At 46.8% G+C, this 13,505-nt stretch carries 14 protein-coding genes; all 14 read right to left on the bottom strand.

Going from position 1 to position 13,505, the window contains the following annotated elements; all coding sequences use genetic code 11:
• Window positions 1-225: 225 nt before the first annotated feature.
• The 14 genes from lysS to ftsH all read right to left on the bottom strand — a co-directional run bounded on the left by lysS (window position 226) and on the right by ftsH (window position 13,442).
• On the bottom strand, window positions 226-1,725 hold the full coding sequence (gene lysS, locus V7126_RS12605) for a lysine--tRNA ligase (RefSeq protein ID WP_046131820.1): 1,500 nt from the start codon (window positions 1,723-1,725) through the stop codon (window positions 226-228).
• Window positions 1,726-1,808: 83 nt separating this feature from the next.
• Complete coding sequence (gene dusB / locus V7126_RS12600) at window positions 1,809-2,810, bottom strand: tRNA dihydrouridine synthase DusB (protein WP_046131819.1); 1,002 nt, start codon at window positions 2,808-2,810, stop codon at window positions 1,809-1,811.
• A gap of 16 nt (window positions 2,811-2,826) precedes the next feature.
• A complete protein-coding gene (locus V7126_RS12595; RefSeq protein WP_031304995.1) occupies window positions 2,827-3,036 on the bottom strand; it encodes a helix-turn-helix domain-containing protein in 210 nt (69 codons plus the stop codon).
• Window positions 2,988-3,488 carry a 2-amino-4-hydroxy-6-hydroxymethyldihydropteridine diphosphokinase gene (folK, locus tag V7126_RS12590; RefSeq protein ID WP_046131817.1) on the bottom strand — a complete coding sequence of 167 codons (501 nt, stop codon included), beginning with the start codon at window positions 3,486-3,488 and terminating at the stop codon, window positions 2,988-2,990. The genes V7126_RS12595 and folK overlap by 49 nt, the downstream gene beginning before the upstream one ends.
• Window positions 3,485-3,847 carry a dihydroneopterin aldolase gene (folB, locus tag V7126_RS12585; protein ID WP_175077189.1) on the bottom strand — a complete coding sequence of 121 codons (363 nt, stop codon included), beginning with the start codon at window positions 3,845-3,847 and terminating at the stop codon, window positions 3,485-3,487. Before folB ends, folK begins: the two co-directional genes overlap by 4 nt.
• A complete protein-coding gene (folP, locus tag V7126_RS12580) occupies window positions 3,840-4,697 on the bottom strand; it encodes a dihydropteroate synthase (RefSeq protein WP_175077187.1) in 858 nt (285 codons plus the stop codon). Before folP ends, folB begins: the two co-directional genes overlap by 8 nt.
• Before the next feature lie 17 nt (window positions 4,698-4,714).
• Entirely contained in the window at window positions 4,715-5,572 is an 858-nt protein-coding gene (pabC, locus tag V7126_RS12575; RefSeq protein WP_046131815.1) for an aminodeoxychorismate lyase, read from the bottom strand.
• The gene (gene pabA / locus V7126_RS12570; RefSeq protein ID WP_046131814.1) at window positions 5,569-6,153 is read right to left on the bottom strand and encodes an aminodeoxychorismate/anthranilate synthase component II; all 585 of its coding nucleotides are present in this window, start codon (window positions 6,151-6,153) and stop codon (window positions 5,569-5,571) included. Before pabA ends, pabC begins: the two co-directional genes overlap by 4 nt.
• A complete protein-coding gene (locus tag V7126_RS12565; protein ID WP_175077186.1) occupies window positions 6,150-7,580 on the bottom strand; it encodes an anthranilate synthase component I family protein in 1,431 nt (476 codons plus the stop codon). Before V7126_RS12565 ends, pabA begins: the two co-directional genes overlap by 4 nt.
• 150 nt (window positions 7,581-7,730) lie before the next feature.
• Entirely contained in the window at window positions 7,731-8,657 is a 927-nt protein-coding gene (gene cysK / locus V7126_RS12560; RefSeq protein WP_046131812.1) for a cysteine synthase A, read from the bottom strand.
• 77 nt (window positions 8,658-8,734) lie between these two features.
• Entirely contained in the window at window positions 8,735-9,622 is an 888-nt protein-coding gene (locus V7126_RS12555; RefSeq protein WP_046131811.1) for a peptidyl-prolyl cis-trans isomerase, read from the bottom strand.
• Between the two features lie 53 nt (window positions 9,623-9,675).
• A complete protein-coding gene (gene hslO / locus V7126_RS12550) occupies window positions 9,676-10,545 on the bottom strand; it encodes an Hsp33 family molecular chaperone HslO (RefSeq protein ID WP_335497626.1) in 870 nt (289 codons plus the stop codon).
• A 10-nt stretch (window positions 10,546-10,555) separates the two neighbouring features.
• Window positions 10,556-11,332, bottom strand: a complete 777-nt coding sequence (locus V7126_RS12545) for a type III pantothenate kinase (protein WP_046131809.1) — start codon at window positions 11,330-11,332, stop codon at window positions 10,556-10,558.
• A 190-nt stretch (window positions 11,333-11,522) separates the two neighbouring features.
• Window positions 11,523-13,442, bottom strand: a complete 1,920-nt coding sequence (gene ftsH, locus V7126_RS12540) for an ATP-dependent zinc metalloprotease FtsH (protein ID WP_046131808.1) — start codon at window positions 13,440-13,442, stop codon at window positions 11,523-11,525.
• Window positions 13,443-13,505: the final 63 nt, after the last annotated feature.

The following is a 13,505-nucleotide window of genomic DNA, read 5'->3' as shown; positions in this document are numbered from 1 at the left end:
AGTTTTCAAAGATCATTTATTAAAGCGACTTTTATATTATATCCAATCTCTAATATAAAGTCAAGAACTTTTTTTAAGCTCTTTTTTGTTTCATTGCCTGTTTTGCGGCAACGAATAATAATATACCACCGTATTTACGATTGTGCAATACTTTTTTAAGAAAAAATTAAATTTGTTTTAAATGAAGCCGGAACCGCTGTAGAAGCGGCTCCGGCTTAAAGAAAATTAGCGGTGTCTCATTTGCGGGAATAGTAAAACGTCCCTGATTGAAGGAGAATTCGTCAACAGCATAATAAGCCGGTCAATTCCGATTCCTAAACCGCCTGTCGGAGGCATTCCGTATTCCAATGCTTCGACGAAGTCTTCATCCATCATATGAGCTTCATCATTACCCTCTTCACGTTCTTTTAATTGCGCCTCAAAACGCTCTTTTTGATCAATAGGGTCATTTAGTTCCGTAAATGCATTCGCGTGCTCACGGCCCACGATAAACAGCTCAAAACGGTCCGTAAAGCGAGGATCTTCCGGATTTTTCTTTGCAAGCGGCGATATTTCAACCGGGTGCCCGTATATAAAGGTCGGCTGAATAAGCGTTTCTTCGACTTTTTGTTCAAAGAATTCATTGATGATATGCCCTACTGACATATTCTCAGAAATTTCAACTCCGTGCTCTTTTGCGTATGCTCTCGCTTCATCCAAAGATACTTCTTTCCAAAAATCAACGCCGGTCAATTCCTTAACGGCATCAACCATGTGAAGTCTCTTCCATTCAGGTTTCAGATCGACTTCATGCTCCCCGTATTGAACAGTTGTAGTGCCCAGTACTTCCTCAGCAATGTGAGCAATGAGGTTTTCTGTTAATCTCATGATATCTTTATAGTCGGCATAAGCTTCATACAGTTCGATCATCGTAAATTCAGGGTTATGACGGGTAGAAACACCTTCATTGCGAAATACGCGTCCGATTTCATAAACCTTTTCCAACCCGCCGACAATCAGCCTTTTCAGATGAAGCTCGATGGCGATCCTCATGTAGAGCGGCATATCGAGCGCATTATGATGGGTGATGAACGGACGGGCAGACGCACCGCCTGGGATCGAGTGCATCATAGGTGTTTCAACCTCTAAGTATCCGTGGCTGTCCAAGTATCTTCTCATAGACTGAATGATTTTGCTGCGCGCAATAAACGTTTTTTTGCTGTCCGGATTCACGATCAAATCCAAATAACGCTGGCGGTAGCGCTGCTCTATGTCTTTTAAGCCGTGATATTTATCAGGAAGCGGGCGAAGAGCCTTCGTTAAAAGGTCAAAGGATGTTGCTTTAACAGACAGTTCGCCAACATTCGTTTTAAACATGACGCCTGTGACGCCGACGATATCGCCCAAGTCGGAGCTTTTAAACAGTTCATACTGCTCTTCACCGACGCTGTCTTTTCTTACGTAAATCTGAATTTGACCTTGTAAATCCTGAATATGCGCAAACCCGGCTTTCCCTTTTCCGCGTTTTGTCATCATCCGTCCTGCAATGGTGACTTCAATTGCTTTCTCTTCTAACTCTTCTTTTGAAAACTGGTTGTACAGGTCGATCAGTTCGCCTGATTGATGCGAGCGGTCAAAACGCTGACCGAACGGATCTTTGCCGCTCTCCCTTAATTGACTCATTTTTTCCCGTCTGACTTGCAGTTGATCGTTCAATTCTTCATGATTATGCTCTTCATGACTCATCAGTATCACTCCGTTACTTTTATTCTTTCAGGAAAAAAGCAGAAAAACTGCCAGTGAAAACTGGCAGTGAGCAGAGGTCGGATTTATCCTACTTTTGCATCCTGAAGCTCTTTTGCCTCGGCTTCAATCGTAAACGCATCCAGCAGCTGAACAAGCTCATCCCTTGTTTCACAATGGTTGATTTCGTTCCGGACCTTTGCGTTTCCTCTTATGCCTTTTAAATACCAGGCTGCATGCTTTCTCATTTCGCGAACCGCTACATGCTCTCCTTTAAGCTTAATTAAACGGTCGAGGTGAAGCTTGCAGACAGAAATTTTTTCGCGCACTTTCGGCTCATCTTTCAGCTCGCCCGTTTCCAGGTAATGAACCGTACGGTAAATCATCCACGGATTACCCAAAGCGGCGCGGCCGATCATGACGCCGTCCACCCCTGTTTCATCAAGCATGCGTTTGGCATCCTGAGGCGTTTTCACGTCACCGTTGCCGATGACAGGGATTGAGACAGACTGCTTCACTTCTTTGATAATATCCCAGTTCGCCGTTCCTTCATACATTTGCACGCGGGTCCGGCCGTGAAGAGCCACCGCTTTTCCGCCTGCGCGTTCAACGGCTTTCGCATTTTCAACCGCATAGATGTGATCTTCGTCCCAGCCCATTCTCATTTTGACCGTAACGGGCTTATTCACGGATTCAACAACGGCAGAAACCATTTCATAAATTTTATTCGGATCGAGCAGCCATTTGGCTCCCGCATCGCATTTTGTAATTTTCGGTACCGGACATCCCATGTTTATATCAATAATATCAGCTGTCGTGTTTTGATCAACAAACTTTGCTGCTTCGACAAGCGTTTCCTTTTCACCGCCGAAAATTTGCAGGCTGAGCGGCTTTTCGCGTTCATCGATGTAAAGCATTCCCATCGTTTTTGCGTTATTGTAAAGGATCGCTTTGTCGCTCACCATTTCGGCGCACACGAGGCCCGCTCCGAACTCTTTGACAGTCAGGCGGAAAGCGGAGTTGCACACCCCGGCCATCGGCGCTAACACAACCCTGTTTTTCAATTCAATATCACCGATTTTAAACATTTTGAGTCCTCCTTTCTTATTCTTCTGATGGAGATAATTCCTCCACTGTTATATTTAACGTATTGGCTACATCCCTGAGCATGCTTTCCGACGGCATACGATTTCCCCGTTCTACCTCGCCTAGTACAGAAACGGATATACCGAGCGCTTTTGCAAACCCTTCTTGAGTATAACCTTTCAGCTTTCTGTACGCACGAATTCGTCTACCCCAGATTTCCGCTTCCATATCCTTACACCTTCTTGATTTTTTGCATGATCACAAGACCCCTCAAAATCCGGATAAATCTCCAGCAGCGGGACGAGTACAAACATACGTTCATGCATTCTCGGATGAGGAACTGTGAGTTGCTCTGTCTCAATATTTTCACGATTATACAGCAAAATGTCAAGGTCTGCCGTTCTCGGGCCCCATCTGACCTCGCGGGTCCGGCCGAGCTCATTCTCGATGCTTTGCGTCAAATTGAGCAGTTCAAACGGAGAAAGAGACGTCCTGACTTTTGCCGCCATGTTTAAAAATGGGTCCTGGTCGGTATACCCGACGGGATCTGTTTCATAAATCGAAGACACGTCGGTAACCGTCACGTACGGATGCTGATGAAGGAGAGCGACGGCTTTTTTTAAATATTCTTCCCGCTGGCCGATATTGGAGCCCAGCGCAATATATGCCGTATGTGTCATGTCCGCTTTCTCGTCATTTCGATAGCTACGGATTTATAGTGGCCGGGTATCGGCGGATCGGGTTTTGTCACTTTTACGGTGCATTCCTGAACCGTCTGAAATTGTTTGAGCACGTGCCCTGCTATTGTTTCCGCTAGGGTTTCGACGAGGTTGACCGGCTCTCCTTCCACGACCTCTTTGCAAAGCTTATAAAGCTCGGCGTAATTAATGGTTGCATCAATACGATCGGTTTTCCCCGCTTCACTCAGGTCAAGATAGGCCGTCAAATCGACGCGAAATCGCTGACCGAGTTTGTTCTCCTCGTCGAAAACGCCGTGATACCCGTAAAACTCCATACCTTCAACATAAACTTTATCGATGATAAGCGCCTCCTTTATCAATCATGGCATCCATCATTTTCGCCATTCTTGAGATTTGCTTGACATCGTGAACCCTGACAATGTCGCACCCTTTTTGAATTCCCAGGCATACCGTCGCCCCCGTACCTTCTGCCCGCTCCTCAGGCGGAAGGTCCAAAACGCGGCCGATGAATGTTTTGCGCGAAGTCCCCAATAAAACCGGATACCCCAGATTGCAGAACGCTTCGAGCTGGTTCATGACGGCAAGGTTGTCCTTAAACGTTTTCGCAAATCCGATCCCCGGATCCAAGATGATGTGATGGTCCGGGACGCCGGCGGCTTTTGCAAGATTGATGCATTCCATCAAATCAGAAATCATGTCCGGTATCAAATTTGTATAATTCCGCTCATTGCGATTGTGCATTAAAATAATCGGCACATCGTGGGAAGCAGCGACCGGCGCCATGTCCGGATCTGCTTTTGCCCCCCATACGTCATTGATGATAGAAGCCCCGGCTTTTATCGCTTCATCCGCGACGCGGGCCTTATATGTGTCTATCGAAATCGGCGCATCGATTTCCTGAACCAGCTTTTCAATCACAGGTATGACCCTTTCCAGTTCTTCATCGGCAGAAACCTCAACGGAGCCGGGCCTTGTTGATTCTCCTCCGATATCAATGATATGCGCGCCGTCTTCTATCATTTGTTTCGCATGAATCAATGCGCGATCTATGCTGTTGTATTTCCCTCCGTCCGAAAACGAATCAGGAGTCACGTTTAAAATTCCCATAATCAACGTTTTGTCTTCATATGACAACGTATGGTGTTTTGCAATCAACCGTTTTGAACGGGCCAATGTTTGCGGCGCCATATCCTTCACCCTTTAGATCAGTTATAGTCTTTGATGCATTTTCTATCGTTAGTGTATACCTCTTGCAGACTTTTTGTCAGGCTTCCATCCTTTCCCGGAAACAGGGCATTGCCGATGTTCCGGAAAGGCACGATTTCCTGAACGGAATTGGTCATCCAGGCTTCATCCGCACCAAGCAGATGTTCCAACGGGTATTCCCCCTGCCTGACGTCGACATCCATTTTTTCAAGGCACTCCATGATATAGCGTCTTGTCACTCCGTCTAAAATCCCCGTCTTGAGTGAAGGTGTATACACGCATCCATCTCTTGTCCAAAAAATATTGGAAACAATTCCTTCAGCCACAGCTCCGCCGTCCGTCAGAAAGATCCCTTCTTTTAACGGATCATTTCCGATTTCTCTTTTTCCGTATAAATTATTCAAAAAATGATGGGATTTCAGGCGAAACAGGCCCTCCGGGGTATTTCTGCGGACGTTCAGCACAACCCCTTCCTTTTCAGCCGGTACAGCTGAAGGGTCAAAGGCATTCATGATCACCATGACGCAGGGCTGTTTGTACGAATCGGCAGAAAGCCCTGACGGAGAGGGGCCCGCAGATACATTCAAGCGGACCCTCGCATCTCCGTTTGGCGGCTGATTCAGCTCCAGAAGCCTGTTCAGCACGTCCGTTACATCATCCTTGTTAAGCGAAACTTCAATTTTCAGATCACTTACTGATTTTTCAAGCCGTTCCATATGCCGTTCCAAGAGGAATGGCTTCCCTTCATAAAGGCGAAATGTTTCAAAAACACCGATTCCATATAGAAAACCGTGGTCAAACGGAGAAAGCCTCGCTTCCCCCTCTTCCACGTATTGACCGTTCAGGTAAATGATCATGCATTCACTTTCTTTCGGTATGTCTTAATAAAGTTTTTCAGCATGTCTTTTCCGAAGGAGGTCATGATGGACTCCGGATGGAATTGGACGCCTTCAACCGGCAATTCCTTATGCCTGATCGCCATGATTTCTCCTTCTACCGTCCATGCTGATGTGACAAAGCATTCAGGCAGCGTTTCCGGCTTTACGATCAGTGAATGATATCGGGTGGCGGTCAGCGGGTTTTCAAGATTTTTAAAGATCGTTAACCCGTCGTGTAAAATCTCGGATGTTTTCCCGTGCATCAAACGTTCCGCCCTGACCACATCGCCGCCGAAGACCTGAGCGATCGACTGATGTCCGAGACAGACGCCGAAAATCGGAATCCTCCCAGCAAAAGCCCGAATTGCTTCAAGGCTGATCCCTGCTTCATCCGGACTGCACGGTCCAGGTGAAATCATCAGAAAGTCAGGGGACATGTCTTCGATATCTGCGATCGTGACCTCATCATTCCGCTTCACGACGAGCTCTTCGCCAAGCTCTCCTAAATACTGAACCAAATTGTACGTAAACGAATCATAATTGTCGATCATTAAAATCATTTCTCAACTCTCCTATGCTCTTTTTTCTCTTCTTCACTCAGCTCTATCGCCTTTTTCATCGCTATGGCCTTTTTGAACGATTCCTTGTATTCATGCTTAGGGTTTGAATCGATGACGATTCCCGCCCCCGACTGCATGAACGCATGGCCTGCTTTAACATAGATCGTCCGGATGACGATATTAAAGTGCATATCTTGATTATATCCGAACCATCCTATAGAACCAGTATAAAGCCCTCGCCGCGTCGGCTCAAGCTCCTCAATAATTTCCATCGTTCTGACTTTCGGCGCCCCGGTAATCGTTCCTCCCGGGAATACGGCATGGATTACGTCTACGGCGTCGCACTCATCTCTTATTTCCCCGCACACGTTTGACACAATGTGCATCACATGGGAGTACTTTTCAATCACCATAAATTCATTGACGCGAACCGAACCGTATTTTGATACCCTTCCAAGGTCATTTCGCTCCAGATCAACAAGCATGACATGTTCCGCGCGTTCTTTCTCATTCATGATCAGTTCGTTTGCAAGCGATTCATCCTCTGCCTCATCTCTTCCCCGGGATCTCGTCCCTGCGATCGGCCTTGTTTCAAGAAGCTTCCCTTTCTTTTTAATGAGCAGTTCGGGCGATCCGCAAATCACTTGAAAGTCGGGCGTCTCCAAATAGGCCATGTAAGGTGACGGATTCACTTCCCTTAACATTTTATAGACGTCAAATGGCGGTGCCGACAGCTTTTCTGACTGCCGCAAAGAGAGGTTAACCTGAAAGACGTCTCCGCTTGCAATGTACTGCTTTATTTTCTCCACGGCTTGTGAAAAACCGGCTTCGGTAAACGATGAAGCAAATGATGCGCCCCTGTTTTCAGCGGGCTCTTCACGTTTTACCGCTTCACCGTCCTCTAATTTCCACATCTTTTCTAGCAGATCCAGCTTCTCATGAGCTAGGGAGAGCTCGTCCCCTTCGGTGTGGGTGATCAGCCAAAGCTGCTCCTTTGCATGATCATAAACGGCCAAATCGTCGAACACGAGAAAAAATAAATCAGGCGTTTGCAGGTCATCGATTGACAGGAGCTTAAATTTTTCGATATACCGGGCATAATCATAGCTTAAAAAGCCGACAGCCCCTCCCTGAAAATCCGGAAAATTTGCAACCGTCTCCGTTTTCAGCGTTTGAAACCACCTTGTGAACTGCAAAAACGGATCTCCCTCTTTGAATATGGTCTCCCCTTTATAATGAATCGTTGTGATGCCATCTTTTCCTTTCGCTATGGCCACGGGATCAAGACCGGCAATGCTGTATTCGCCGCCTCTGGCGCTTTCCAGAAGAACATGATGTTCTTTCCCTTTGGAAAGGTGCTCATACCGCTGTAAGAAACGTTCATTGGAAAAGGAAAACGTTCTAGCTACGGGCCTTCGTTGTCTCATCGTATCATTCCTCTGCCGTTATTCTACTGTCCTTATTGTAAAGCATATCTTTTTTCTAGGAAAAGAGAATTTCGTTTCCAATCCGTAAAAAAACGCGAAAACACAAAAAACCGCCGACAATGTCGACGGCCTACAGGTTTCCGTACGTATTTATTCAAATTGATAAAGCGGCGTGCTCAAGTATCTTTCTCCGTTGCTCGGGAGCACCGCGAGCACTTTTTTGCCTTTGCCAAGCTTTTTGGCGACCTGAAGCGCGGCAAAAATTGCAGCACCTGAAGAGATTCCGCCGAGCACTCCTTCTTCTTTCGCTGCTTTGCGGGCATATTCGAAGGCTTCTTCATTTTTAACCGTGATGATTTCATCATAAACATCGGTATTCAAAATCTCAGGAACGAATCCTGCTCCGATTCCCTGTATTTTATGCGGGCCCGGTTTTCCTCCGGAAAGAACCGGCGAGTCTGTCGGCTCAACCGCGTATATTTTGATGGATGGGTATTTTTCTTTCAGCACTTCTCCTGCACCTGTGATCGTTCCGCCAGTTCCGATACCTGCGATGAACGCATCAAGACCTTCATCGCCGAATTGCTCCGCGATTTCCCGGCCTGTCGTACGGCGATGAATCTCAGCATTCGCAGGGTTGTTGAATTGCTGCGGCATGAAATAGCCGTGCTCTTTTGCAAGCTCTTCCGCCTTTTTAATGGCCCCTTTCATACCTTCCGCACCCGGCGTCAGCACGAGCTCAGCACCGTAAGCGCGAAGAAGGTTGCGGCGTTCAGAACTCATCGTATCAGGCATGACGAGAATCGCTTTAATGCCTTTTGCGGCAGCAACCATCGCCAGGCCGATTCCCGTATTTCCGCTTGTCGGCTCAATGAGGGTGTCTCCCTCTTTCAAAAGGCCTTTTTCTTCAGCGTCTTCGATCATCGCAAGCGCAATCCGGTCTTTTACACTGCTTCCCGGATTCATATACTCCAGTTTTACATATACATCGGCGCTGTCTTCGCCGGCTAGTCGATTTAATTTTACGATCGGTGTATTTCCAATTAAGTCATAAACAGAGTTTGCAACGCGAACCAATTATGAACACCTCAATTTCCGAGTATTTTTATTGGGATTATAAATAATTTATCAATATCAAAATATTTTGTCAATGTTTATTTTTTTCGGTCATAGAACCATGAAACATCCGCATCTTTCCAAAGCGTTTTGACCGATGCTTTATCACCCAATTGATCCATGGCAATCTGCCTTCGGATTTGTTTTTTCACTTGATCGTATGTAAATGCCCGCCCGTCAAGCTTTTCCTTTCGGAGGACGATCGCATAGCCTTGGCTGACTTTAAGCGGCTCTGTCGTCCATTGATCGTCTTTTAGACGTTTGGCCGTCTCTATGTATTCTGAAGGGACATTATCCCGCTGCTCGTTGACGAATCCAAGGTCTCCTCCGTATGGAGCCGTATACCGGTCTGTCGAATGTTCCGCGGCGGCTGCTTCAAAGCTTGAACCGTCCTTCAACTCTTTTAAGACCCGCTCTGCTTCGCTTTTATCTTTTACAACGATGTGCTTCAGCCGGTAGGAATCATCGAATGTGTATAAGTCCTTGTTTTTTTGGTAAAACGATTTTAATTCGCTATCAGAAATGACGACATCTTTCGTCAGCAGTTCTTCAAGAAGGATATTATGCCTGATTTGCTCTCTCCACTCTTTTTCCGTCGTGCCTTCATCCTCGTAAAAAGAATTGTATACGGCTTTGATCAGAAGAAATTCCCTGTCGATTTCGTCTTTAGAGACGCTGATTTTGTTTTTTTCAGCGAGCTGGTCGACGACCCGGTCATTAATCATATCCTCCAATGTTGATTTACCGTACCGCTCTTCCATTTTACTCAGCCATTCTTCCCTCGTAATTTCGTTATTGCCAATGTTGGCAATAACCTCCTGAGCACTTGAAGAAGAAGCGGTCATCGATTTTGTTAGGACGTATGCGATGACAATGCAATTGACGAAAAGTGCGCCCAATACGATCGGCACCAGTCTTGATTTCAAATTTGTTTCTCCCCTTTCCTGATTGTAAAAGACCCGCTAACGGGTAGCGGGTATTATATCTCATTCAGAAGCGCTTCAAGCTCTTCCTTTGTAAACAAATACGTTTCATTGCAGAAATGGCATTGCGCTTCGGCCTTGCCGTCTTCATCGATCATCGCCTGAATCTCCTGTTTGCCAAGTCCGATAATCCCTCTTGCAAAGCGCTCTTTTGAACAATTGCACGCAAAGCGGACGGGAACAGTCTCAAGCACTTCCGGCTCCTCTCCCAAGACGGCGCTAAGCACCGCTTCAGGTGTAAGGCCCTTTTGAATCAGCTTAGATATCGGCTCCACTTTAGATAAATTGGTTTCAAGCTTTGTAATGGTTGCATCATCAGTGCCCGGTAGCAGCTGAATGATAAACCCGCCGGCCGCCAAAATCGTATTGTCTGGATTGACGAGAACGCCGACACCTACGGATGACAGAACTTGCTCGGACGAAACGAGATAATACGTAAAATCCTCGCCGAGCTCTCCGGAAACGATCTCAACCTGACCCGTAAACAGCTCTCGCATCCCGAGATCTTTCACAACGCTTAATGTCCCGGAAGTTCCGACCGCTCTTCTGACGTCAAGCTTCCCTTGTTCATTCAAATCGAAATGAACGTGCGGATTTGAGACATATCCCCTTACTTCACCTTTTGCGTTCCCGTCGGCGACAATGGCCCCGATCGGCCCGCCCCCTTCGATTTTAACCGTAAGCTTGTCTTCGCCTTTCAGCATCGCACCGAGCATCACGGCCGCTGTCATCGTTCTGCCTAAAGCGGCAGAGGCAGTAGGCCATGTATTGTGGCGCCTTTGCGCTTCATGTATCGTTTCTGTCGTTCTCGCTGCATATGCGCGGACTTTGCCGTCATATGCTATGGCTTTTACTAAATAATCCATCGTCATCCTCCTAAACACTTTCCACGCGATTCCGTTCGTAAATCAGTTCCAGCCCCTTTAACGTAAGGAAGGGATCTACGACATCGATGCAGTCGGATTCATCAGCAATCAATGATGCAAGACCGCCTGTCGCAATTACTTTCGGATTTTGCCGCGATTGCCATTTCATCCGTTTGACAATGCCCTCGACCTGTCCGACATAGCCGTAAAGAATGCCGGATTGCATCGCGCTGACCGTACTTTTGCCGATGATGTTATCCGGCCGGGCAATTTCAATTCTCGGAAGCTTGGCAGCTCTCGAATAAAGGGCTTCGGTCGATATCGTGATACCGGGTGCGATCGCTCCGCCCATATATTCCTTATGCTCATTAATATAACAGTACGTTGTCGCCGTTCCAAAATCAACCACGATCAGCGGGCTTCCGTAGAGATGTATGGCCGCGACAGCATTTACGATGCGGTCTGCCCCGACCTCTTTCGGATTATCGTATTTGATATTTAATCCCGTTTTCATTCCGGGACCGACAATTTGCGGTTCGATGTGAAAATATTTGGTGCACATTCTTTCGAGCGCGAACATGATCGGCGGGACAACGGAAGAGATGATGATTCCTTCAATTTGGTCAAACATCAATCCCACATAATCAAATAAAGAACGAATGAGCATGCCGAATTCATCCTCTGTTTTATGGCGGCTCGTTTCGATGCGCCAGTGATATTCGAGCTCTCCGTTATGATATACACCGAGAACGGTGTTCGTATTTCCCACATCTATAACAAGTAACATCTTATCACCACTTTTGACTAGTTTCTCTTACTTGGACATAAAACATTCTACCATCATACAATACACGATGCCGATTCTTTTTGTAAACGAATCAAAACTGTCCGGGGAAACCGATGTCCGAACGAAAAACAAAAAAACTGCCAAAAGCAATGTTTGGCAGTTTTTCTTTCAAGAATGGAAAGCGAGCCGGTTACTCTTTTTCATCCTCTTTTTTCTCTTGATCTTCTCGTTTGTTGATGTTCACTTTCACATCATCTGTTTTCTCATGATCAGCTGAAACATCGCTGTCAGGAAGTCTTCCGTTTTCGTACAGATGCTTGATTTGCTCAGCATCGAGCGTTTCAACTTCCAGCAATGTTTGGGCGATCAATTCAAGTTTTTCGCGTTTCTCGGTCAGGATCTCTTTCGCGCGTTCATAACATTCTTTAATGATACGCTGAATTTCCTTATCGATTTCGTACGCGATCGCATCGCTGTAGTTTTGGTCATTGTTGAAGTCGCGGCCTAAGAATACCTGGCCGCCTTGCGACTGTCCAAACTGAAGCGGACCAAGTTTTTCGGACATACCGAATTCCGTTACCATCCGTCTTGCAATGTTCGTAGCGCGCTGGAAGTCGTTATGGGCTCCCGTGCTGACTTCACCGAAGATAATCTCTTCAGATACGCGTCCTCCAAGCAGGCCGACGATTTTATCAAGAAGCTCCGGCTTCGTTTGGAAATAACGGTCTTCCCTAGGCAGCATGACGGCATAACCGCCCGCTTGGCCGCGGGGAACGATCGTTACTTTGTGCACCATATCGGCTTCGTCCAGCACCAGGCCGATGACGGTGTGACCCGCTTCGTGATATGCCACGATATTGCGTTCTTTTTTGGAAATAACCCTGCTTTTCTTGGCAGGACCTGCAATGACACGGTCTGTCGCCTCATCAATGTCAGTCATGTCGATTTTCTTTTTGTCATGACGGGCCGCTACAAGAGCAGCTTCATTGAGAAGGTTCTCAAGGTCCGCGCCTGAGAATCCAGGCGTTCTCATCGCAATCGCTTTTAAGTTTACCGATTCATCAAGCGGTTTATTTCTCGCGTGTACTTTCAGGACAGCTTCACGTCCTTTAACATCCGGACGGTCAACCGTGATTTGACGGTCAAAGCGTCCCGGGCGCAGCAATGCAGGGTCTAGGATATCGGCGCGGTTTGTCGCAGCGATAATAATGATCCCTTCATTGGCGCTGAATCCGTCCATTTCAACAAGCAGCTGGTTCAGCGTTTGTTCACGTTCATCGTGACCGCCGCCAAGGCCGGCTCCCCGCTGGCGTCCGACGGCATCAATTTCATCGATGAAAATCAGACAAGGCGCATTTTTCTTTGCATTTTCAAACAAGTCGCGCACACGGGATGCACCGACCCCGACGAACATTTCAACGAAGTCTGATCCGCTTATGCTGAAGAAAGGCACGCCCGCTTCACCCGCACAAGCTTTCGCCAACAATGTTTTACCGGTTCCCGGAGGTCCGACTAAAAGCACGCCTTTCGGAATTCTCGCTCCGAGCTCAACGAATTTGCGCGGATCTTTCAGGAAGTCAACGACTTCTACCAGCTCTTGCTTCTCCTCATCCGCTCCTGCCACATCTTTAAATTTGACGCGTTTCTTTTCTTCGGTATAGAGCTTCGCCTTGCTTTTACCAAAGTTCATGACACGGCTACCGCCGCCTTGAGCCTGATTAAGCAGGAAGAAGAAAAGAATGAAGATAATAACAAAAGGGATTATGGTGGTAAAGAAGGTCACCCATCCGCTCGTTTCCTGAGCAGGTTCAACTAGCACCTTCATTTTCTTAGCGTCGGCAACAATCTGGTCTGCCCCGCTTCCTTCAGGTACATGGGTCAGGAAATACTGGTCTTTGGCATAATTTTTCAGCTGCCCTCTGACCTCATACACACCTCTCACAGGCTGCATGGAAACATTAGTAACCTTCCCGTTTTCAAGGTTTGAAACAAAGTCACTGTACGTCATATTTTCGGTTTTCGGATTTGCGGTTTGGAAGTAGCTCACAACTCCGATCACAACTAATAAAATAAGTAAATAAAAAATGGTATTACGGAAGACCCGATTCATTCCTTACCTCCTCCCACAGTAAGCACAACTATGTTCAATAGTATCATAGAAAATCGTTCCAAT

Source organism: Bacillus sp. JJ675, assembly GCF_036963165.1.
Classification (GTDB): domain Bacteria; phylum Bacillota; class Bacilli; order Bacillales; family Bacillaceae; genus Bacillus; species Bacillus glycinifermentans.
Note: the sequence above shows the minus strand (reverse complement) of the source record. Positions and strands in the feature narration are given on the sequence as shown.